General features: G+C 63.3%; 19 protein-coding genes. 7 read left to right on the top strand and 12 right to left on the bottom strand.

What is annotated here, in order from left to right; all coding sequences use genetic code 11:
- The first annotated feature begins 33 nt into the window (after positions 1-33).
- The 3 genes from ACYG9V_RS07755 to ACYG9V_RS07745 all read left to right on the top strand — a co-directional run bounded on the left by ACYG9V_RS07755 (position 34) and on the right by ACYG9V_RS07745 (position 1,322).
- Entirely contained in the window at positions 34-513 is a 480-nt protein-coding gene (locus ACYG9V_RS07755; protein ID WP_352764019.1) for a carboxymuconolactone decarboxylase family protein, read from the top strand.
- Between the two features lie 76 nt (positions 514-589).
- A complete protein-coding gene (locus tag ACYG9V_RS07750; RefSeq protein ID WP_023688799.1) occupies positions 590-952 on the top strand; it encodes a nuclear transport factor 2 family protein in 363 nt (120 codons plus the stop codon).
- A 55-nt stretch (positions 953-1,007) separates the two neighbouring features.
- The gene (locus ACYG9V_RS07745; protein WP_023738143.1) at positions 1,008-1,322 is read left to right on the top strand and encodes a hypothetical protein; all 315 of its coding nucleotides are present in this window, start codon (positions 1,008-1,010) and stop codon (positions 1,320-1,322) included.
- Positions 1,323-1,349: 27 nt separating this feature from the next.
- On the opposite strand, the gene ACYG9V_RS07740 is transcribed toward ACYG9V_RS07745, so the two are convergent.
- From ACYG9V_RS07740 to ACYG9V_RS07700, 9 genes are all read right to left on the bottom strand, one after another.
- Positions 1,350-2,048: a hypothetical protein gene (locus ACYG9V_RS07740; RefSeq protein ID WP_352764017.1), complete on the bottom strand. Its 699-nt coding sequence runs from the start codon at positions 2,046-2,048 to the stop codon at positions 1,350-1,352.
- A gap of 153 nt (positions 2,049-2,201) precedes the next feature.
- Positions 2,202-3,629, bottom strand: a complete 1,428-nt coding sequence (locus tag ACYG9V_RS07735; RefSeq protein ID WP_352764014.1) for a gamma-aminobutyraldehyde dehydrogenase — start codon at positions 3,627-3,629, stop codon at positions 2,202-2,204.
- A gap of 104 nt (positions 3,630-3,733) precedes the next feature.
- Positions 3,734-4,549, bottom strand: a complete 816-nt coding sequence (locus ACYG9V_RS07730; RefSeq protein WP_023673416.1) for an ABC transporter permease — start codon at positions 4,547-4,549, stop codon at positions 3,734-3,736.
- Positions 4,539-5,504 carry an ABC transporter permease gene (locus ACYG9V_RS07725; protein ID WP_023732489.1) on the bottom strand — a complete coding sequence of 322 codons (966 nt, stop codon included), beginning with the start codon at positions 5,502-5,504 and terminating at the stop codon, positions 4,539-4,541. Before ACYG9V_RS07725 ends, ACYG9V_RS07730 begins: the two co-directional genes overlap by 11 nt.
- Positions 5,505-5,724: 220 nt before the next feature.
- Entirely contained in the window at positions 5,725-6,723 is a 999-nt protein-coding gene (locus ACYG9V_RS07720) for an ABC transporter ATP-binding protein (RefSeq protein ID WP_352764012.1), read from the bottom strand.
- 208 nt (positions 6,724-6,931) lie between these two features.
- Positions 6,932-8,086 (bottom strand): ABC transporter substrate-binding protein, encoded by a 1,155-nt coding sequence (locus ACYG9V_RS07715; protein WP_352764011.1) that lies wholly within the window; start codon positions 8,084-8,086, stop codon positions 6,932-6,934.
- 211 nt (positions 8,087-8,297) lie between these two features.
- Positions 8,298-9,209, bottom strand: a complete 912-nt coding sequence (locus ACYG9V_RS07710) for a LysR family transcriptional regulator (protein WP_023673412.1) — start codon at positions 9,207-9,209, stop codon at positions 8,298-8,300.
- A 79-nt stretch (positions 9,210-9,288) separates the two neighbouring features.
- On the bottom strand, positions 9,289-9,900 hold the full coding sequence (locus ACYG9V_RS07705) for a DedA family protein (RefSeq protein ID WP_023685101.1): 612 nt from the start codon (positions 9,898-9,900) through the stop codon (positions 9,289-9,291).
- Positions 9,901-10,305: 405 nt separating this feature from the next.
- Positions 10,306-11,070 (bottom strand): DeoR/GlpR family DNA-binding transcription regulator, encoded by a 765-nt coding sequence (locus ACYG9V_RS07700; protein WP_023685103.1) that lies wholly within the window; start codon positions 11,068-11,070, stop codon positions 10,306-10,308.
- Between the two features lie 420 nt (positions 11,071-11,490).
- On the opposite strand from ACYG9V_RS07700, the gene ACYG9V_RS07695 reads away from it, so the two are divergent.
- Together ACYG9V_RS07695 and ACYG9V_RS07690 are read left to right on the top strand one after the other, a co-directional pair.
- Positions 11,491-12,375, top strand: coding sequence for a phosphotransferase family protein (locus tag ACYG9V_RS07695; RefSeq protein ID WP_031204313.1), 885 nt, complete (start codon positions 11,491-11,493; stop codon positions 12,373-12,375).
- Positions 12,372-14,825, top strand: coding sequence for a GcvT family protein (locus tag ACYG9V_RS07690; RefSeq protein ID WP_023685105.1), 2,454 nt, complete (start codon positions 12,372-12,374; stop codon positions 14,823-14,825). The genes ACYG9V_RS07695 and ACYG9V_RS07690 overlap by 4 nt, the downstream gene beginning before the upstream one ends.
- A 12-nt stretch (positions 14,826-14,837) precedes the next feature.
- Here the strand turns inward: ACYG9V_RS07690 and ACYG9V_RS07685 are convergent, their stop codons facing one another.
- Positions 14,838-15,470 (bottom strand): class I SAM-dependent DNA methyltransferase, encoded by a 633-nt coding sequence (locus tag ACYG9V_RS07685; RefSeq protein ID WP_031204315.1) that lies wholly within the window; start codon positions 15,468-15,470, stop codon positions 14,838-14,840.
- A gap of 106 nt (positions 15,471-15,576) precedes the next feature.
- Here ACYG9V_RS07685 and ACYG9V_RS07680 point away from each other — a divergent pair, with 106 nt between their 5' ends.
- Positions 15,577-16,479: a phosphotransferase family protein gene (locus ACYG9V_RS07680; protein ID WP_023715584.1), complete on the top strand. Its 903-nt coding sequence runs from the start codon at positions 15,577-15,579 to the stop codon at positions 16,477-16,479.
- A gap of 1 nt (position 16,480) precedes the next feature.
- On the opposite strand, the gene ACYG9V_RS07675 is transcribed toward ACYG9V_RS07680, so the two are convergent.
- Both ACYG9V_RS07675 and ACYG9V_RS07670 read right to left on the bottom strand, forming a co-directional pair.
- Positions 16,481-17,404 (bottom strand): DMT family transporter, encoded by a 924-nt coding sequence (locus ACYG9V_RS07675; RefSeq protein WP_023725821.1) that lies wholly within the window; start codon positions 17,402-17,404, stop codon positions 16,481-16,483.
- Positions 17,405-17,476: 72 nt separating this feature from the next.
- Entirely contained in the window at positions 17,477-18,757 is a 1,281-nt protein-coding gene (locus ACYG9V_RS07670; RefSeq protein ID WP_023698914.1) for an amidohydrolase family protein, read from the bottom strand.
- Positions 18,758-18,932: 175 nt separating this feature from the next.
- Here ACYG9V_RS07670 and ACYG9V_RS07665 point away from each other — a divergent pair, with 175 nt between their 5' ends.
- Positions 18,933-20,690: an ABC transporter ATP-binding protein gene (locus ACYG9V_RS07665; protein ID WP_352764009.1), complete on the top strand. Its 1,758-nt coding sequence runs from the start codon at positions 18,933-18,935 to the stop codon at positions 20,688-20,690.
- Positions 20,691-20,719 lie beyond the last annotated feature (29 nt).

Raw genomic sequence — 20,719 nt, 5'->3', positions numbered from 1 at the left:
TCGCCGGGAAAGGCACTGCGGATGGAGGATGCAATGCTGAAGTCAAACAGGTCGATCAAATCGCTGGTGATAGCGGCAGGCGTTGGCGCGCTGTTCACGATCGCTCCCGCCAGAGCCGAGGATGCCTCGGCGGCCGCCGCCTACAAGGACATCGAGGCGACGCTCGGCTCAGTGCCGGACATGTTCAAGACGCTGCCCGGTGTTGCGGTTGCCGGCGCCTGGGCCGAGATCAAGGGTGTGCAGCTCAACCCCGAGACCGCGCTCGACGGCAAGACCAAGGAACTGCTGGGGCTGGCCGTCGCCTCGCAGATCCCCTGCCAGTACTGCATCTATTTCCACACCGAGGCCGCCAAGCTCAATGGCGCGACCGATGAGGAGATCAAGGAGGCGATCGCGATGGCGGCCATCGTGCGCCACTGGTCGACGATGCTCAACGGCAGCCAGGTCGATTTCGCGACCTTCAAACAACAGACCGACGGCGTGTTCGCAGCCGTCAAAGCCAAGTCGCAGTGAAAGAAACTGCCGGGCGGTGCGCCGGGCATTGCTTGTGATCATTCAACCGCCCGATCAACGGGCCATGGAGGAGAAGATGCTGACCAAGACGCAGAGCGTGGACGGCGCGGCGATCAAGAAAGCGATCGAAGGACGGGACGGCAGGATGCTCGCTAGCTTCTATGCCGACGACGCACTGGTGCGGGTGATCGACCGCAACAATCCGCCGAGCAAGCCGCGCGAGATCCGCGGCCGGGCGGCGATCAGCACCTTCTGGGACGACATCTGCAGCCGGGCGATGACCCACAAGGTCGACACCACCATCGCCGATGGCGACAATCTCGCCTTCACCCAGGCCTGCGCCTATCCGGACGGAACGAAAGTGTTCTGCGCGGCGATGCTGGAGCTGAAGAATGGGCGGATCGCACGACAGACCGTCGTGCAGGCCTGGGACGAGTAGTTCCACCGCGGAAAGATCAACCGCGGTTTGGGCCGCAAAACTGGAGGAGACAAAAATGTTCAGCGCCAGATGGCAGATCGACGCCAAGTTCGGGCACAAGCAGACCGTGCTCGACCTGTTGAAGAAATGGGAACGCGAGATCGGCTCTCAGGTCGGCATTGCCGATCTCGAGTTCCAGATCATGACCGGTTCGGTCGGAGCTCGGGAAGCGACGGTCGAATCGCATCATCAGGTCGAAAGCCTTGCCCAGCTGGAGGGATTCTTCGCCAGGATCGGCAAGATCGACGCGCACGCCAAATGGGGCAAGGAGATGGAGCCCTACGTCGTTTCAGGCACCAGCCTTTGGAACATCTACCGCATCGTGGAGTAGCCGTGCAGGTGCAGCAGTTTTCGGCCATCAGTTGCGGCGGCCGAAACTCGTCCGCTGCCCGGAAAACCGCCCTTCCCTGGCCGATCCGGCAGCCGCGACACGTGCCGGCTGATTGGGCAATGTGGCCTGCTTGGCCAGGGCCGCCGCTATCAAGGCGTCGGCCTGGCGCGCGCGCTGGTCCGCGCCGGCATCTCCGGCAGGGTTGCCCGCCACGGCGGAGGTCGACATCCGCCGGCGGGGTTTGAAAGCAAGATAGAGAAGCAACGCGCCGAGCAGTCCAGCGCCAATGACGATCGTCAAACGCGTGCCGGTCATGCCGGTGCGTTCGATCTGGGTGGGGTTGGCGAGGTTCTGGACGACGGTGAGCTTGTCGCCGACCTGCGGTTCGCGGGCACCGTTCTTGTTCAGCTCCATCGTGGCCTCGACGGCGTCGGCGCCGGTGCCGACGCGCAAGGTGCCGGTGAATTTCTGGGTCACCTTCCACTCTTTGTCAGCATGAACCGTCTTGAACGCATCCACCAGTTCGCACGGGATCGTGGCGGTGCTGACGGTCTTGTAGACAATCTTGTGGGCGGTCGATTCCATGTCGCATTCGACATTGACCGCGAGGATTTCAGCAGGCGCCTCGGGCCAGCCGCTCTTCTTGATCATGTCCTTGCCGCCGAACACAGCGATCAGCAGACAGAAGCCGCCAATGAGTACCAGCTTGATCTTGGTCGTGTTCATGCGCAAACCCCTCGCCGCGCGGTTTCCCGGCAAGAGGCTGCTCGTTCAGGTTGAATATTCAGTAAATCGTGAACTCCCGCCGTACCGCAAAAGTAACTCTCGCTTAATGTACAGAAAACGGGTTGGCGAATATTTTAGAGATAGTGGCGGCCTCTACCCATGCGCCACCATCACATGACGAACGGCGGTGTAATCCTCCAGCGCATAGAGAGACATGTCCTTGCCGTAGCCAGACTGCTTCAGCCCGCCATGCGGCATCTCGTTGGTCAGCATGAAATGGGTGTTGATCCAGGTGCAGCCATATTGCAGACGGGCGGCCGTCGCCATGGCACGCGAGACGTTCTTGGTCCACACCGAGGATGCCAGGCCATAGTCGCTGTCATTGGCCCAGTTCACGGCTTCATCGACTTCGGAGAAGCGGGTGATGGAGACGACCGGACCGAACACTTCGCGGCGCACGATCTCGTCTTCCTGCAGCGCGCCGGCAACCACCGTCGGCTGGTAATAGAAGCCGGAGCCTTCGCCCGGCTTGCCGCCGGTGGTGATCTCGATGTGCTTCAGTTCCGAAGCGCGCTCGACGAAGCTCGAGACGCGATCGCGCTGGCGGCGCGAGATCAGCGGCCCGATCTCATTTTCGGTGTCGTCGGGCTGGTTGTATTTGATGGTCGAGACGGCAGAAGAGAGATCGGCGACGAGCTTGTCGTAGATCTTCTTGCCGGCATAGATGCGGCAAGCGGCTGTACAATCCTGCCCGGCATTGTAGTAGCCGAAAGCGCGCAGGCCGTTGACCACGGCGCCGAGGTCGGCGTCGTCGAAAACGATGACCGGCGCCTTGCCGCCGAGTTCCAGATGCGTGCGCTTGATCGACTTGGCGGCGGCCTGCAGCACCTTCTTGCCCGTGGCGACGTCGCCGGTGATCGAAATCATGTTGACCTTGGCGTGATTAATCAGCGTGTTGCCGACGCTGTCGCCGCGGCCGAGCACGACATTGACGACGCCCTCGGGCAGCACCTCGGCCAGGATCCTGGCCAGCTTCAGCGCCGTCAGCGGCGTCTGCTCCGACGGCTTGAAGACGACGGTGTTGCCGCCGGCAATGGCCGGCGCCAGCTTCCAGGCCATCATCATCAGTGGATAGTTCCACGGCGCGATGGAAGCGACGATGCCGATCGGGTCGCGCCGCACCATCGAGGTGTGGCCGGGCAGATATTCGCCGGCGACCACGCCCGGCATCGAACGTACCGCGCCGGCAAAGAAGCGGTAGCAGTCGACGATCGCCGGGATTTCGTCATTGAGCACCGCGTTGATCGGCTTGCCGCAATTCAGCGCCTCGAGCGCCGCGAACTCCCGCGCGTTGGCCTCGATGCGGTCGGCGATCTTGAGGAGATAGCCGGAGCGCTGCGCCGGCGTTGTGCGTGACCACAAGACGAACGCTCGCCCGGCGGCAGTAACAGCCGCCTCGATCTGCGCCTGGCTGGCTTCAGGCAGGTTGAGAATGGTCGCCCCGGTCTTTGGATTCAGAATCGGCTCCTCGGTCTCGGTGCCGTTCTCGAACTTCGAGCCGATCAGCATCTGGGTGTCCATGCGGGTTCTCCTTGGTCAGGAGCGAGTAGCGAATAGCGAGTAGCGAATAGGGCTGGTCGTGCAATCTCCCTATTCGCTATTCGCTACTCCCTATTCGCTGTTCTTCATTTGCCCGAACCGGCGATCTGGTCGCCGTCGCGGGTCAGGTAATAGGCGGCAAGGATGGGCAGCAGCGTCACCAGCACCACGACCATGGCGACGACATTGGTGACCGGACGCTGGCGTGGGCGGATCAGCTCTTCCAGCATCCAGATCGGCACGGTCTGCTGCTGGCCGGCGGTGAAGGTGGTGACGATGACCTCGTCGAAGGAGAGCGCGAAGGCGAGCATCCCCCCGGCAAGCAGAGCGGTGGCGATGTTGGGCAGCACGACGTGCCGGAAGGTCTGGAAGCCGTCGGCGCCGAGATCCATCGAGGCCTCGATCATTGAGCCGGAAGTGCGGCGGAAACGGGCGACCGCATTGTTGTAGACGACGACAACGCAGAAGGTGGCGTGGCCGAGCACGATCGTCCAGAACGAGAACGGGATGTCGGCTAGCGAGAAGGCCGAGCGCAACGCGATGCCGGTGATGATGCCGGGCAGCGCGATCGGCAGGATGACGAGCAGCGAGATCGTCTCGCGGCCGAAGAATTTCGTCCGTGACACGGCGGCGGCGCACAGCGTGCCCAGTATCAAGGCAATCGCGGTCGAGATGGCGGCGACACGGACCGAAAGCGACAGCGCCTGCCAGACATCCGGCCGGTTCCAGGTGACGGCAAACCATTGCGTGGTCAGCCCCGGCGGCGGCCAGACGAAGCTCTTCTCTTCCGTGGTGAAGGCATAGACGAAGATCAACAAGATCGGCAGATGCAGGAACAGCAGGCCGCAGGCGGCAGCGATCTTGAGGCCGAGCGGAGCGGATTGCGAACCGTCAGAGCGCATCGAAGGCCCCCATGCGCTTGGCGCCCCAGAGATAGAAACCCATGATGACGATGGGCACGACGGTGAAGGCTGCGGCGAGCGGGATGTTGCCGGCTGTGCCTTGCTGCGAATAGACGGCCTGCCCGATGAACAGCCGCGATGTGCCGATGATCTGTGGGATGATGTAGTCGCCCAGCGTCAGCGAGAAGGTGAAGATCGAGCCGGCGACGATGCCGGGCAGCGCCAGCGGGAACAGCACGTTGCGGAAGGTCTGGCCCGGCGATGCGCCGAGATCGGAGGACGCCTCGACCAGATTGCCGGGCACGCGCTCCAATGCCGCCTGCACCGGCAGGATCATGAACGGCAGCCAGACATAGACGAAAGCGATGAAGGTGCCGGTGGCGGAGACCGACAAAGAGTTGCCGCCGACGACCGGCAGCGACAGCCAGCCATCGAGCACCCAGAGCAGATGCAATTTGGCGAGCAGCCAGGTCAAAATGCCTTCCTTGGCGAGGATCAGCTTCCAGGCGTAGATCTTGACGAGGTAACTCGACCATAGCGGCAGCATGATTCCGAGATAGAACAGCGCCTTCCAGCGGCCGCGGGCATAGCGCGCCGCATAATAGGCGATCGGGAAGGCGATGACGGCCGAGGCCAGCGTGACCAGCACCGCCATCGTCACCGTGCGCAGGATGATGTCGAGATTGGCGGGCTGGAACAGGTCGCCATAGGTCTTCAGCGTGAATTCGTGGTTGATGAGGCCGGAGAACTCGTCGATCGAGAAAAAGCTCTGCGCCAAGAGCGCGAACAGCGAACCGATATAGACGACGCCCAACCACAGCACCGGCGGCGCCAGCATGAGGAACAGCAGCAGTTGCGGCTTGCGCCAGAAAAGGTCCGACAGTGCGCCGCGCATGCCACCGCTGCCGGGCAGGATGGCGGGGGCGGAGGTTGAGTTGAGCGCGGCGATGGTCATGGGGCGACCGCGTGCTGAAGGAACCCTGAGAAGCCGCGTTCCTTCACACCCCCCTCTGTCCTGCCGGACATCTCCCCCTCAAGGGGGGAGATCAGCAGTTTCGCTGCCCCGCCAAATCCCCAACGTTGAAGATTGGCGAAGCCGGGAGGAACAGCCAATCTCCCCGCTTGAGGGGGAGATGTCCGGCAGGACAGAGGGGGGTGCTTGGCGCAAACCTCAATCATGCCGGCTCGTCCATCAAATGCAAATGCTCGCGGTTGAACGTCAGCACCACCGCTTCGCCTTCCGCCGGCAGCTTTGTCCCGGCCGGCACGATGGCGTGCAGCCTCAAGCCGTCGGCGTCGAGCGCCAGCCTGGTCGTGGCGCCGAGATAGTTGGTTCCGACCAGGCGCGCGGCAACCCCTTCGCCTTTCGCAATGCTGCCGATGCGGATGGATTCGGGACGCAGGCTGCCCCAGCGGTGCTGGCCGGAATAGCGCTGGACGAAGTCCGGCGGCAGTACGTTGGAGGAGCCGACGAAATCGGCGACGAAGCGGGTCTTCGGCCGCTGGTAGATGTCTTCCGGCGTGCCGATCTGCATGATCTTGCCGTCATTGAAGACGGCGACGCGGTCGGCCATCGACAGCGCTTCGCCCTGGTCGTGGGTGACGAAGACGAAGGTGATGCCGAGCGCCTTCTGCAGCGACTTCAGCTCTTCCTGCATGTTCTCGCGCAGTTTGAGATCGAGCGCGCCGAGCGGCTCGTCGAGCAGAAGCACCTTGGGCTGGTTGACCAGCGCACGGGCCAGCGCCACGCGCTGGCGCTGGCCGCCGGAGAGCTGGCCGGGACGGCGGGCGCCATAGCCCGGCAGGCGCACCAGCGACAGCGCTTCTTCCGCCGCCTTCTGTCGTTGCGGCTTGGCGATGCCCTTGACCATCAGCCCGTAGCCGACATTGTCGAGCACGTTCAAATGCGGAAACAGCGCGTAGTCCTGGAACACGGTGTTGACGTTGCGGCGATAGGGCGGCACGCCCTCGGCGCGTTCGCCGAAGATCGAGATCGAGCCCGATGTCGGCTGCTCGAAGCCGGCGATGAGGCGCAGGCAGGTCGTCTTGCCTGACCCCGACGGACCGAGCATGGCGAAGAACTCGCCGGGCACGATGTCGAGATCGACCGCATCGACGGCGCGCACGCTGCCGAAATGGCGAGAGACTTTCTGGAAGGAAACGGCCGATGTCATGGGCTGTCCGTCTGTTGCCGGTTTGTGGTTCGTCGAAATAGCTCTTGCCGCCACCAATCAGGCCAGCGGGCACGGCACTTCACCTCCCCCTCGATGGGGGAGGTCGCGGCGAAGCCGCGGGTGGGGGTGACTAGCACCGGACGTCAGCGCTGCCCCCACCCCGACGCTGCGCTCGACCCTCCCCACAAGGGGGGAGGGTTAAGGGAGCTCACCGCCCGCCGATGACGCCGATATAGTCGGACACCCAGCGGTAGTAAGGCACGCACTGGTCGTTCTGGGTGGCGCACTTCGAGACCGGCGTCTTCCAGAACTTGATCTTGTCGAAGTTCTCGTAGCCGTTGGTCTTGCAGCCTTCCTCGCCGAGCAGCTCGTTGCCCTTGCAGGCAGCGGGCACGACCGGGAGCGAGCCGAACCAGGCCGAGACGTCGCCCTGGACCTTGGGCGACAGCGAATGCTCAAGCCACATATAGGCGCAGTTGGGATGCGCGGCGTCGGCCTCCATCATGGTGGTGTCGGCCCAGCCGGTGACGCCTTCTTCCGGCACGGTCGAGGCGACCGGCTTCTTGGCGGCAACCAGCGTGTTGACCTGGTAAGGCCACGAACCGGAAGCGACGACGCCTTCGTTCTGGAAGTCGTCGACCTGGATGGCGGCGTCATGCCAGTAGCGGCCGACCAGCGTCCGCTGAACACGCAGCAGCTCGAGCGCTGCCTTGTACTGGTCTTCGTTCAATTCGTACGGGTCCTTGATGCCGAGTTCCGGCTTGTGGAACATCAAATAGTTGGCGGCGTCGGCGATGTGGATCGGGCCGTCATAGGCCTGGACGCGGCCCTTGTTGGACTTGCCGTCCGGCAGGTTCATTTCCTCGAAGACGACGTTCCAGCTCTTGGGCGCTTCCTTGAAGACATCGGTGTTGTACATCAGGATGTTCGGGCCCCACTGATAGGGAACGCCGTAATGCACCTTGTCGACGGTGAACCAGGGCCCATCCTTCAGACGGTCGTCTACCGCCTTCCAGCTCGGGATGAGATCGGTGTTGATCGGCTGCACGCGCTTGCCGGCAACGAGGCGCAGCGATGCGTCACCCGAAGCGGTGACTAGATCGAACCCACCCTCATTCATCAGCGAGACCATCTCGTCGGAGGTGTTCGCGGTCTTGACGTTGACCTTGCAGCCGCTCTCCTTCTCGAAGGAGGTCACCCAGTCATAGCCCTTGTCGGTTTCGCCGCGCTCGATGTACCCCGGCCAGGCAACGATGCTGACCTCCCCTTCGCCCTTGCCAAGTTCCTTGACCTGGGCGACGGCCTGACCGGAAAAGGTCAGCGCGACCGTCAAGGCGGTGCACGTCTTCAGGAATGAATTCATCGTCAATCTCCCATTTTGGCGCCTGACTGCGAAGCGAGTCGCCGCCGCGGTCAGCCGCAGGCTGAAAAGCGTCAGTTCATCCGATGGCACGTTGCCGCTCTGATGGCGGCTTTCGTCCCTGACATGAAAAGTGCTCGGAAAATTCCGGTTTCGCAAATTCATTTATCAGAAACGCGATATCGGTTTTTCCGATAGATAACCACGCACCCTATCAACGCTGCTGGCGTACCATACGCTGCGACTGGGCAAGGCCGATGAAGTCGCGCGACGCCTGCGGCAGACCGGAGCCGCGGCGCCAGACCATGCCGACCTGGACGACCGGCAGGGAACCCGAAATGTCGCGCGATTCGATGCGGTCGCCTTCCAGCGACCACGGCCGGTAGACTAGGTCGGGCAGCAACGCCACGCCCGCACCTGTGGCGACGAGGCTGCGAACGGCTTCGACCGAGCGGGTGCGAAAGGCGACATGCGGCCTGGCGCCGATCGCCGCCAGAAGCTTGCCGGTGTTCTCCTCGATCTCGTCGACGGTCAGCATGATCAGCGGCTCGCCGGCAATGTCGCCTATGCCGATAATGTCGGCGCTGGCCAGCTTGTGGCCGAGCGGGACCCACAGCCGGTAGGCCGAGACCTCGAGGATTTCCGACTGCAGCGCGGTGCGGTCGCGCAAATTGGAGGTGACCATGACGGCAATGTCGAGCTTGCCGCCGATCAGCAGATGTTCGAGATAGTCGCCATTGTCCTCGATGGCCGAGACATCGACGCCGGGATAGGCGCGGCGGTAGCGCGCCAGCAGATCGGACAGCACATAGCCCGCGACCAGCGAGGTGACGCCGAGCTGCAGGCGCCCGCCGGCCACCACCTGGTCGTCGGAGAAAGCGCGGCGCGCATCGGAGACGTCGGCCAGGATCTTGGTCGCATGGCGCAGGAACTGGTGGCCTTTGTGAGTAATGTTGAGGCCACGTGGGTGGCGCTCGAACAATTCGACGCCGAGATCGCTCTCCAGCTCCTTGATCGCCTCGGTGACCGAGGATTGCGAGATGGAGAGGTTTTGTGCGGCGCCCGACACCGTGCCTTGCTCGGCGACGGCAATGAAGAACTGCAGCTGACGGATGGTGAAAGCCATGGCCGGACTAAACACCGGCGCGACGGAGAAGGAAAGCCGAAGGCGGGCCTTTTACCCGTAGGGCTTGAGGCGCCTCCTGTCAGCCGAAGCCGAGGCGCCGCCGGCAGGCAGGACCGTAGCGAAGCGCGAGCATAAAAGCCGTCTCCAGCGCCAAAACGATGACGATGATGCGAAAGCCGATGGCATAGGAATCCCGGCCGCTGCCGCGCATAAGGTAGCCGGTGACGAGGAAGCCGGTGTTCCATAGCGTGGCGCCGAGCAGCGTCGCCGCCGCGAAGGGCAAGAGTGGCAGACGGAGCGCGCCGGCCGCGATCGGCAGATAGTTGCGAACCGTCGGGATGAACTGCGCCAGCAAGGAGACCCGGACATGATGGCGGCGATAGGCCTGACCAAGCTTGCTGTAGGTCGCATAGCGCAAGCAGACATATTTGCCGAAACGCTCGACCAGCCTGTCGGCACGATCCAATCCAATCCTACGGCCCACACTATACCAGACAAGGCAGCCTGTGATGGCGGACAGCGTCGTCACCAGGAGCAGAATCGCCAGCGCCAGGAGATCGGAGGCTGCCGTCATGCCGAGGAACAGCAGCAGCACATGCGAGGGCGGCAGCGGCAGGATCTTTTCTGTGAAGGCGAGGCAGGCGACGCCGAGCAGGCCGAAGCCCAGGATCGCCGACAGTGGATCAGTCATGCGAAGCGCCAGTCATAGGTTTTGAGGTTCTTGATCCTGGACACCTTATACACCGTCATACACCGTCGCCGGCGGAAAGTTGCGGAATGTCCGGCCAAGCCGGGTCCGCTTCCAGGTCGGAGCGCGCAAGCGTCCAGGCCATGAGGAAAGACAAGGCATCGTTTGCAGCATGGTGACCTCATTGCTGATGCGGGCAATTCGCCCGGCCCGCATTTCGACGAGGCGCTGTTTGCGGCTGCCAAGTTGCATGGACATTGCGAAGAGCCGGATGATTGAAAAACAATTTTTCACCAGAACGACATCTTATGCGGCCGGCGACGCGGACGCATGATGCACAACATCGCCTTCGTGGTATCGGGTAGCGGCATGGGCCGGGATCGCGGCGCGCCAGTCGCTGGTGTTTGGCTAGGCCGCAGCGATGCTGAGGCGCGCTCCAGCCTCGGCAAGTGCCGAGGCAATGTCGCGCGGCGGCGGCTGGTCGGTGGCGAGTTCGGAAAAACCGTCGAAGCCGCAGACCTGGACTAGACCCTGGCGACCGAACTTGGTGTGGTCGGTGATGACCAGCGAGCGCTGGCCGCGCGACAGCACCATGCGGGCGAACTCCGCCTCTTCCAGATCGTAGTCGGCAAGGCCTGCGGCGGCATCGACGGCGCCGATCGAAATCACCGCATGGCTGACCGAGAAGCGGCTGACGAAATCGATCGCCGAGGCGCCGAAGGCGGCTCCGGAATCGCTGCGCAATTCGCCGCCGGCCATATAGACCTTGTTGCCGTTGACGGTGGCCAGCGTGCGGGCGATGTCGGATGAATTGGTGACCACGGTCAGCCGCCGGTGGCCGAGCAGTTCGCGGGCCAGGAACGAGGTCGTGGTGCCGGTGTCCAGCATGACCGATTCACCGTCGCGAATGGTGGCAGCGACCATGCGGGCGATCAGCCGCTTGGCCTCCGCATTGTCCCGCATGCGCCGCTCGAAGGGCGCTTCGCCGGCCATCGACGGCAGGCCGATGGCGCCATGCATCTTGAGCACCGAGCCATTGCCGGTCAGTGGCTTGACATCCCGGCGCACCGTTTCAAGCGAAACCCCCAGCCGGTCGGCGAGGCTGGCAATGGTGACGGTGCCCTCTTCCTTGAGGAGGCGGAGGATTTCGCCATGCCGTTTCGAATGGATCATCTGGCTTCCTCAATTTGCGGCCTGCCCGGTTTTAGGGCAATGCCGCCGTTTTTAAAGGAATTGCTCGTGGTTTCGGGCAAAACACCCAAAAAAAGTCACAACATTTCATTGACAGCTAGGCAGCACTGGCGTGACATTGACGGCGTGACAGCTTCGGAACTGCCACGGGAGGGTGATGGCAGAGCCGCAATTCACGGACCGGACCGTTTGGCCAGACCGTCTGGGTTTGAACTGGCACAAAAGTTTCTCAAATCCGCGGGGGCGGAGACCGGGTATCAAAACCTGGCCAGAGGGGCTCGTCGGTGCGGCGCGGGATAGGAGTTCCTGCGTCCCGCACCGACGAGATTTTTTGCGTTTCCCAACGCTCGTTGCGCGGCGCATGGCGCCCAAGAAAGCTCCGCAAAAGTCAGGGATGGCCCCGTGACTGCTGAAGACCGCATCCGGGCCTTGCCTTGCTGGAATGGCAGCATCGACATTGCGCCGCTGCCGGGCGGCCTCAGCAACGCCAACTATCTGGTCAAGGACGCGGCCGGGCGGCATGTCGTGCGCTTCGGCCAGGACTATCCGTTCCACCATGTCTTTCGCGACCGTGAAGTGATGACGGCCCGCGCGGCGCACGCCGCTGGCTTCGCGCCGGCGGTCCACCATTCCGAACCCGGCATCATGGTCACGGAATTTCTCGGCGCGAAAACCTATGTTGCCGAGGACGTGCGCGCCAATATTGGTCGCGTCGCAGCCCTTATGCGCGGATTCCATCGCGAGATGCCCAATCACATCTCCGGCGCCGGCTTCATGTTCTGGGTCTTCCACGTCATCCGCGACTATGCGCGAACGCTGAGCGAAGGCGGCAGCCGCAAGCGCGACGACCTGCCCAGGCTGCTGGCGCTGGCCGACGAACTGGAGCGGGCGCAGAAGCTGCTGCCGATCGTATTCGGCCACAACGATCTTCTGCCGGCAAATATCCTCGACGATGGCGACAGGTTGTGGCTCATCGATTTCGAATATGCAGGTTTCAACACCGCGATGTTCGATCTTGCCGGCGTTGCCTCCAACGCCGAGATGAGCGACGCGGAGTCCTTCACTTTCCTCACGGCGTATTTCATGCGCGAGCCGGATGAGGCGATCCGCCGCTCGCACGCCGCCATGCAATGCGCCTCGCTGCTGCGCGAGGCGATGTGGAGCATGGTTTCCGAACTTTACCTCGACGCGCCCGGCATCGACTACGTCGCCTACACCGCGGAGAACCTGACGCGGCTTGACGCGGCGCTGGACAATTACCGCACGAAATACGGGACACAGTCATGAGCTTGCCCACGCATGCCGATATCGTCGTCATCGGCGGCGGCATTATCGGCTGTTCGACGGCCTACCACCTGGCGCGCGACCACAAGGCCGATGTCGTGCTGCTGGAACAGGGCAAGCTGACCTCGGGCTCGACCTGGCATGCGGCCGGGCTGGTCGGCCAGTTGCGCTCGTCGGCCTCGATCACCCGCGTGCTCAAATATTCGGTCGAGCTCTACAAGGGACTGGAGACTGAGACCGGGCTCGCTACCGGCTGGAAGATGACCGGGTGCCTCAGGCTTGCGACCAATGCCGACCGCTGGACCGAATATAAACGGCTGGCGACGACGGCCAGGAGCTTCGGCATGGACATGCAGTTGCTGTCGCCGGGGGAGGTCAAAAAGATGTGGCCGCTGCTGGAGACCAGCGACCTCGTCGGCGCCTCCTGGCTGCCGACCGATGGGCAGGCCAGCCCCTCCGACATCACGCAGTCGCTGGCCAAGGGCGCGCGCATGCATGGCGCCAAGCTGTTCGAGGACGTCCGCGTTACCGGCTTTGACATGACGGACGGGCACATCACCGCGGTGAAGACCAACAAGGGCGACATTGCTTGCGACAAGGTGGTGAACTGCGCCGGGCAATGGGCACGCCAGGTCGGCGCGATGGCCGGCATTTGCGTGCCGCTGCAACCGGTCAAGCACCAGTACATCATCACCGAGAAGATCGACGGGCTGGCGACCGACGCGCCGACAATCCGCGATCCCGACCGCCGCACCTATTTCAAGGAAGAGGTCGGCGGGCTGGTGATGGGCGGCTATGAGCCGAACCCGCAGGCCTGGGCGACCGGCCTGCCCGGCGGCGATGTCCCCGATGACTGGGAGTTCCGCCTGTTCGACGACGACTACGATCATTTCGAACAGCATATGAGCCAGGCGATCGCGCGCGTGCCGGCGCTGGAGACGGTCGGCGTCAAGCAGATGATCAACGGGCCGGAGAGTTTTACGCCGGACGGCAATTTCATCCTCGGTGTCGCGCCCGAATGCGCCAACATGTTCGTCGGCGCCGGCTTCAACGCCTTCGGCATCGCCTCCGGCGGCGGCGCCGGCTGGGTGCTGGCGCAATGGGTGGTCGACGGCGAGGCGCCGCTCGACCTTTGGGTGGTCGACATCAGGCGCTTTTCCGGCCTGCACCGCGACCGGCAATGGGTCAGCGACCGCACGCAGGAGGCCTATGGCAAGCATTACACGATCGGCTTTCCGCATGAGGAGTATTTGTCGGGCCGGCCGCGCATCGTCTCGCCGCTCTACGAGCGGCTGAAAGCGCACCGCGCGGTGTTCGGCTCCAAGCTCGGCTGGGAACGGCCGAACTGGTTCGCGCCGCAGGGCGCCACATCCGAAGACATTTATTCCATGGGCCGGCAGAACTGGTTTGGCCCGGTCGGCGAGGAGCATCGCCATGTGCGCGAGAAAGTCGGCATCTTCGACCAGTCGTCCTTCGCCAAATACGAAATGACGGGTTCGGATGCGGCCAAGGCGCTGGACTGGATCTGCGCCAACGATGTCGCCAAGCCGGTGGGACGGCTGACGTACACGCAGCTGCTCAACACGCGCGGCGGCATCGAGGCCGACCTGACTGTGGGCAGGCTCGCCGAGGAGAAATTCTACATCGTCACCGGCACCGGCTTCCGCTCGCATGATCTCTCCTGGATCGGCGACCATGTCGGCAAGGGCCTCGACGTGACGTTGAAAGATGTCACCGAGGATTTCGGCACGCTGTCGCTGATGGGGCCGCGCGCCCGCGATGTGCTTTCGGCCGTCACCGACGCGGATGTCTCGAATGCCGCCTTCCCGTTCGGCCATGTCAGCGAGATCGCCATTGCCGGTCATACGGTTCGGGCGCTGCGCGTCACCTATGTCGGCGAGCTCGGCTGGGAATTGCATGTGCCGATCGCCGCCACCGGCGAAATCTTCGACGCATTGATGGCCGCCGGCAAGCCGCACGGCATCCGGCCGATAGGCTATCGGGCGCTGGAATCACTTCGGCTGGAGAAAGGCTACCGCGCCTGGGGCTCCGACATCACCCCCAACGACACGCCTCAGGAGGCCGGCCTCGGCTGGGCGGTGAAGCTGAGGAAGAACACCGATTTCGTCGGCCGGCGGGCGCTCGAAAAGATCAGCGGCGCCGATCTGAAGAAACGCTTTGCCGGCTTCACGGTCGACGATTCCGATATCGTGCTGGTCGGGCGCGAGACGATTTTGCGCAATGGCGAACCGGTCGGCTATCTCACCAGCGGCGGCTATGGCTACACGCTGGCCAAGAACATCGGTTACGGTTATGTCCGCAATGCCGATGGCGTCGGCGACGATTTCCTCGGCTTTGGCGACTATGAGCTGGTGGTCGCCATGGAGCGGACGCCGGCCAAAATCCATCTCGAACCGATGTATGATCCTACAATGAGCAGGATCAAGGCGTAGACGAAACCTGGATTAGCTCACACGGAGCACAAGGCCGCGGCTGGGCACGGTGTCAGCCTCGCCCGGCATCGAAACATAAGGCGCAGTCTCCTCGGCGCGGACAACCCTGCCCTCAGCTTCGAGTACAGCGATGCGTTCGGCGAAGCCGGCGTTCCACAGCGTGTTCTTGATGGTCAGCACGATGACGCCACCGGGACGGCAGACGCGGATCAGTTCGTCCAGCCCCTCGGCGCCGACATGGCCGGAGGTGAAAACGCCGGCCGAGACGATGCCGGCATAGGCATTGTCGGCAAAGGGCAGTGGCCCGCCGAGCGCCAGGCAATGCAGCGCCGAATAGACGCCCTTTGCCGCCGCTTTAGACAGCATGCCTTGCGAAATATCGAGCGCTTCGACCTGGGGATAGCCGGTGATGGCCAGCCACTCGCCGATCAGCCCGGTGCCGGCGCCGGCGTCGAGAAGCGGTGCGGCGCCGCGCGGCAGATGGCGGGCCAGCAGGGCCAGGCAGATCGTCGGATGGCGGTAGCCGGCGGCCGACATGTCGGCATCGTAGGTTTCCGACCAACTGTCATAGATCGCGGCGACGTCCTCGGGCCGTTGCGCCGCATAGGCGGCGCCAAGCCCGCCATGATCCTTGTTGCCCGCCATGGCTGTTTCTCCGCCAGCTCGCTGCTCACCCTCGATCGGATGATAGCCAAACGGCGAAAACTGTGGAACCGTTGTCGCAAGAAATACACGGCCAAGGGCAACAGGCATGGGGACGGACGAGGCACGCGCAACACTTGCGGCAATTCCGGCATTGGCGGGCTATGACGGACCGCTTGAGCGGCTGGGCGGGATGACCAATCTCGTCTTTCGGGCCGGCGATATCTGCCTGCGTATCCCCGGCAAAGGCACCGAGGAGTATATCAACCGCGCCAATGAAGCGGTGGCGGCGCGTGAGGCGGCCAAAGCGGGCGTCAGCCCCGAAGTGCTGCATGTCGACCCCGCGACAGGCGTGCTGGCGAGCCGCTTCGTTGCCGGCGCCGTGACGATGTCGCCGGAAAAGTTCAAGCTGCGCGCCGGCAGCCCGGCCCGCGCCGGCGAAGCCTTCCGCAAGCTGCACACGTCCGGTGCGGTATTTCCGTTCCGCTTCGAGCTGTTTGCGATGATCGACGACTATCTCAAGGTCTTATCGACCAAGGAAGTCGCCTTGCCGCCGGGCTACCATGACGTGGTGCGCGAATCCGACACCGTGCGTGCGTCCCTTGCCGCGCATAGACTGCCGATTGCCGCCTGCCATTGCGATCCACTGTGCGAGAATTTTCTCGATACGGGCGAGCGGATGTGGATCGTCGACTGGGAATATTCGGGGATGAACGACCCGCTCTGGGACCTCGGCGACCTCTCGGTCGAAGGCCGGTTCGACACCGCGCAGGAGGAAGAGATGATGCGCGCCTATTTCGGCGGCGAGGCAAAACCGGCCGAGCGCGGCCGCGTCGTCACCTACAAGGCGATGTGCGACCTGTTGTGGACGCTCTGGGGCCTTATCCAGCTTGCCAACAACAACCCGGTCGAGGATTTCCGCGCCTATGCCGACGGCCGCTTCGCCCGTTGCAAGGCGCTGATGGAAACGCCTGAGTTTTCACGGCATCTGGCGGCGGTGCGCCAAGGTTAGGTCAATTCACGCCTTTCGGCACGTTCTCCGGCGGCACGACTATTTCGACCACCTTCTGGCGGTGGAAGATGAACAGGCCGGCGAGCACGACGATGGCCGCGCCGATCAGGATGCGCGGTCCCGGCACGTCGCCGAAGAAGGCCAGGCCGAAGATCACCGCCCATAGAAGCAGGCTGTAGTGCAGCGGCGCCAGCGTCGAGGCAGGGGCCAGTTTCAGCGCCCTGGTAATCATCAGATGCGCGCTGCAGGAGACGATGCCGAGCAGGAGCATGGCGCCGAAATCGAGTGCCGAGGGCGTCTGCCAGGCGCCGATGGTCATCACGCCGCCGACCAGCAGCGTGCCGATAGTCTGCCAGGTGACCAGCGTTGTGTCGCTGGTGCCGCGCAGGCGGCGGCTGAGGATGATGGCGAAGGCGAAGGCAATGCTGCCGACCAGTGCGAACAGCGAGGACTGCGAGAACGCCGCCGAAGACGGCTTCAAGATGATCAGCACGCCGCAGAAGCCGACCATGATGGCGGCCCAGCGGCGCCAGCCGACCTTTTCACCGAGCAGGAAATGCGACAGCGCCGCCACATAGATCGGCCCGGCCATGTAGAAGCTCATCACATCGGCCAGCGGCAGATAGACGACGGCCGCGTAAAACAAGGCTGTATCCACCGTGGTCGCCAGCACGCGCAGAATCTGGAGGACCGGCCGCTCCATCTGGAACAGTCTGCCGGCGCCCTGGTTGGCGATCATCGGGCCGAGCACGATGAAGGCCCCGATCGATCGGATCAGCACCACCTGCCCCACCGAGAAGCTGGCGACCAGCCATTTGCCCATCGCGTCGTTCAGCGCGAACATGAAGTCGCCGGCCAGCATCAAAAGGATGCCGGCCAAAAGCACGTTCCTGATGGTAAAGGTGCGGACGAGCGACTGGGCCATGCGGCTCCCTAGCTGCAAGCGGCCGCTTTGACGAGGCAAATCGGTAAGACCAGCGGCGGAAATCGGCTGTTTCTACGCAGTTTTGTGCCGCCGGTTCACCTGTCCGGGACGGCCGGCGATCGACAGCCGTGTCTCCTGCTTCGTGCGCTCGGCCACCACCTTGCCCCTGGCGACGACGCACAGCCGTTCGGCACGTAACCTCAAGGCCTCGATCGGGTTGCCGGCATCGAGGATAACGAAGCTGGCGCGCTTGCCCACGGCAAGGCCGAGATGATCGAGGCCCATGATGGCGGCGTTGACATTGGTGACCATGTCGAAGCAGCGCGCCATGTCGGCAGGGCTCGACATCTGAGCGACGTGGAGGCCCATGAAGGCGACGTCGAGCATGTCGGCGGTGCCGAGCGAATACCAGGGGTCGAGAACGCAATCCTGGCCCCAGCCGACGCGGATGCCGAGCGCCTGCATCTCCTTCACCCGGGTCATGCCGCGGCGTTTGGGAAACGTGTCATGGCGGCCCTGCAGCATGATGTTGATCAACGGATTGGGGATCGCCGACACACCGGCCTCGGCAATCAGCGGCAGGAGCTTGGAGACGTAATAATTGTCCATCGAGTGCATGGAAGTCAGGTGCGAGCCGGCCACCTTGCCCTGAAGGCCAAGGCGGTGGGTCTCATAGGCAAGCTGCTCGATGTGGCGCGACAGCGGATCGTCGGTCTCGTCGCAATGCAGGTCGACCATCAGCCCGCGCTTCGACGCGATTTCGCACAATTCGGTCACCGAGCGCGTGCCGTCGGCCATGGTGCGTTCGAAATGCGGGATGCCGCCGACGATGTCGACGCCCATGTCGAGCGCGCGGATGGTGTTGTGGCGCGCCGTCGGCGAGCGATAAAACCCGTCCTGCGGGAAGGCGACCAATTGCAGGTCGATATAGGGCGCGACAATCTTCTTGACGTCGAGCAGCGCCTCGACCGCGAGCAACCTGTCATCGCAGACATCGACATGGGTACGGATGGCGAGCAGGCCCATCGAGACCGCCCAGTCGCAATAGGCGAGCGCCCGCTCGCGAACCGCGTCATGCGTCAGGAGCGGCTTCAGCTCGCCCCATAGCGAAATGCCCTCCAGCAGCGTACCCGAAGCGTTGATGCGTGGAATGCCGTAGGACAGCGTGGCATCCATATGGAAATGCGGATCGACGAAGGGCGGCGAGATCAGATTGCCACGGGCGTCGATCGACGTGCCGGCGCTGACATGCAGTTCGGGCTCGATGGCGACGATCGTCTCGCCGATGATGCCGAGGTCGGCGACGGTGCCGTCGGGCAGCGTTCCGCCGCGCACAACAAGGTCGAAATCCATCTGTCGTCATCTCCCCGCAGATCAATCGCCGCAATCGTGGCACAAAAGACACCGTGCCGCAGCCGTTTGCCTCCGCAACAGCGAAAGGTTCCATCCGGCCACAACTCGCTCTATAAGCCGCCTTTCGCCCTGGTGGCGAATCCGAAATTCGTCAGTCAGGCATGGGATCGGCCATTTGTTTCGCTTCTTCCGTTCGACGGAAAACCAGCGCCTTATCGCAAGGCTTTTACGGGAATCCTTTCACGCGCATAGATTTGGCTACGCTGCGGCCATTCTGTCGATGCTGGTTGTGGCGGCAACGACAGCAGCCAGCGCCTATATGCTGCGCGAAATCACCAATGAATTCGTGGTTTACAAGAGGATTGGGCAGGTCAATCTGATCGCGGCGGCGACCGGAGCGATCTTCATTCTCAAGGGCTTCGCAAACTTCATCCAGGCCTACTTCATGAGCAGGGTCGGCAATGCCATCATCGCCGACCGGCAGCGCAAGATCTATGACAGCATTCTCGCGCAAGGCATCGAATTCTATCATTCGACCTCTTCGTCCGAACTGATTTCGCGCATGACGAACAATGCCCAGGCCGCGCGCAGCGTGCTCGACCAAATCGTCACGTCCTATGTTCGCGACCTGGTGACGCTGGCTGCGCTGGTGGGGATGATGGTCTGGCAGCAGCCGGCGCTGTCCCTGATCTGTCTGGTGATCGGGCCGATCGCCATTTACGGCGTCAATCGTATCCTGAAGCGCGTCCGAAAAATTGCCTCGCAAGAATTCCGTTCGCTCGGCCAGATCGTGCAGGTGATGCAGGAAACTGCGATCGGCGTGCGCGTCGTCAAATCCTTCGGCCTCGAAGGCGCCATGCGGAAGCGCATGTACAAGGCCGTGTCGGACGTGGAGAGCCGCGCCAACAACATCGCCACGCTGGAGGCCGCCACCAGCCCGGTTATGGAAACGCTTGCGGGGCTGGCCATCGCTGGCGCCGTTTTTGTCAGCGGCTTCCTGGTTCTGGGCGGCGGCGGTCAGATGCCGGGCAACATCATGGCCTTCATCGCGGCGCTGCTGTTGGCCTATGAGCCGGCCAAGCGCCTGGCCCGCGTACGCATCTCACTTGAAACCGGCATTGTCGGCGTGCGCATGATGTTCCAGCTCGCCGACCGGCCGCTGACGCTGGCCGAAAAGCCGGATGCAAAGCCGCTGCGGGCCGGGCCGGGCGAGATCCATTTCGACAATGTCAGCTTCGCCTACCCCGAAAGCGCGCCGGTGTTCGAGGGACTGGACCTGACGCTTGCCGCCGGCAAGATGACGGCGCTGGTCGGACCCTCGGGCAGCGGCAAGTCGACCATCCTCAACCTGATCATGCGCATGTACGACCCGCAGGTCGGCAAGGTGATGTTCGATGGCCAGGACATTTCTTGTGCCACGCTCACCTCGGTCAGGGAAAAGATCGCGTATGTCAGCCAGGACACGTTCCTGTTTGCCGGCACGATCATGCACAACATCAGGCTCGGGCGCGAGGGCGCCACGGACGAGGAAGTAATGGCCGCCGCAAGGGCCGCCAATGCACATGACTTCATCAGCGCCCAGGCGAAAGGGTACGACACGGATGTCGGCGAGAATGGCGCGCTGCTGTCAGGCGGCCAGCGCCAGCGCATCTCGATCGCGCGCGCCATGCTGCGCAATGCCGAAATCCTGCTGCTAGACGAGGCGACCAGCGCGCTCGACGCCGAATCCGAGGCGCTTTTCCGCGACGCGCTGCAGCAGCTGACGGTCGGGCGCACCACCATCGTCATTGCCCACCGCCTGTCGACCGTGCACCAGGCCGACACGATCGTGGTGCTGGAGGCCGGCAAGGTGGTGGAAAGCGGCGCGCATCGCACGCTGCTCAACCAAGGCGGGCTGTATCAGAAGCTTTATGAATATCAGTTGATGCCATAACGGAGTGCGAGTATGCGCGCTGCTCGGTT

The organism is Mesorhizobium sp. W016 (assembly GCF_054719485.1).
This window is presented reverse-complemented; position numbering and strand designations above follow the sequence as displayed.

Excerpts from the sequence above, each read along its gene's own strand:
- ACYG9V_RS07705 (WP_023685101.1), bottom strand. The coding sequence starts at position 9,900 with ATGACTGATCCACTGTCGGCGATCCTGGGCTTCGGCCTGCTCGGCGTC.
- ACYG9V_RS07675 (WP_023725821.1), bottom strand. The coding sequence starts at position 17,404 with ATGGCCCAGTCGCTCGTCCGCACCTTTACCATCAGGAACGTGCTTTTG.
- ACYG9V_RS07730 (WP_023673416.1), bottom strand. The coding sequence starts at position 4,549 with ATGCGCTCTGACGGTTCGCAATCCGCTCCGCTCGGCCTCAAGATCGCT.
- ACYG9V_RS07715 (WP_352764011.1), bottom strand. The coding sequence starts at position 8,086 with ATGAATTCATTCCTGAAGACGTGCACCGCCTTGACGGTCGCGCTGACC.
- ACYG9V_RS07710 (WP_023673412.1), bottom strand. The coding sequence starts at position 9,209 with ATGGCTTTCACCATCCGTCAGCTGCAGTTCTTCATTGCCGTCGCCGAG.
- ACYG9V_RS07735 (WP_352764014.1), bottom strand. The coding sequence starts at position 3,629 with ATGGACACCCAGATGCTGATCGGCTCGAAGTTCGAGAACGGCACCGAG.
- ACYG9V_RS07720 (WP_352764012.1), bottom strand. The coding sequence starts at position 6,723 with ATGACATCGGCCGTTTCCTTCCAGAAAGTCTCTCGCCATTTCGGCAGC.
- ACYG9V_RS07685 (WP_031204315.1), bottom strand. The coding sequence starts at position 15,470 with ATGGCGGGCAACAAGGATCATGGCGGGCTTGGCGCCGCCTATGCGGCG.
- ACYG9V_RS07700 (WP_023685103.1), bottom strand. The coding sequence starts at position 11,070 with ATGATCCATTCGAAACGGCATGGCGAAATCCTCCGCCTCCTCAAGGAA.
- ACYG9V_RS07745 (WP_023738143.1), top strand. The coding sequence starts at position 1,008 with ATGTTCAGCGCCAGATGGCAGATCGACGCCAAGTTCGGGCACAAGCAG.
- ACYG9V_RS07750 (WP_023688799.1), top strand. The coding sequence starts at position 590 with ATGCTGACCAAGACGCAGAGCGTGGACGGCGCGGCGATCAAGAAAGCG.
- ACYG9V_RS07725 (WP_023732489.1), bottom strand. The coding sequence starts at position 5,504 with ATGACCATCGCCGCGCTCAACTCAACCTCCGCCCCCGCCATCCTGCCC.
- ACYG9V_RS07740 (WP_352764017.1), bottom strand. The coding sequence starts at position 2,048 with ATGAACACGACCAAGATCAAGCTGGTACTCATTGGCGGCTTCTGTCTG.
- ACYG9V_RS07670 (WP_023698914.1), bottom strand. The coding sequence starts at position 18,757 with ATGGATTTCGACCTTGTTGTGCGCGGCGGAACGCTGCCCGACGGCACC.
- ACYG9V_RS07680 (WP_023715584.1), top strand. The coding sequence starts at position 15,577 with ATGGGGACGGACGAGGCACGCGCAACACTTGCGGCAATTCCGGCATTG.
- ACYG9V_RS07755 (WP_352764019.1), top strand. The coding sequence starts at position 34 with ATGCTGAAGTCAAACAGGTCGATCAAATCGCTGGTGATAGCGGCAGGC.
- ACYG9V_RS07690 (WP_023685105.1), top strand. The coding sequence starts at position 12,372 with ATGAGCTTGCCCACGCATGCCGATATCGTCGTCATCGGCGGCGGCATT.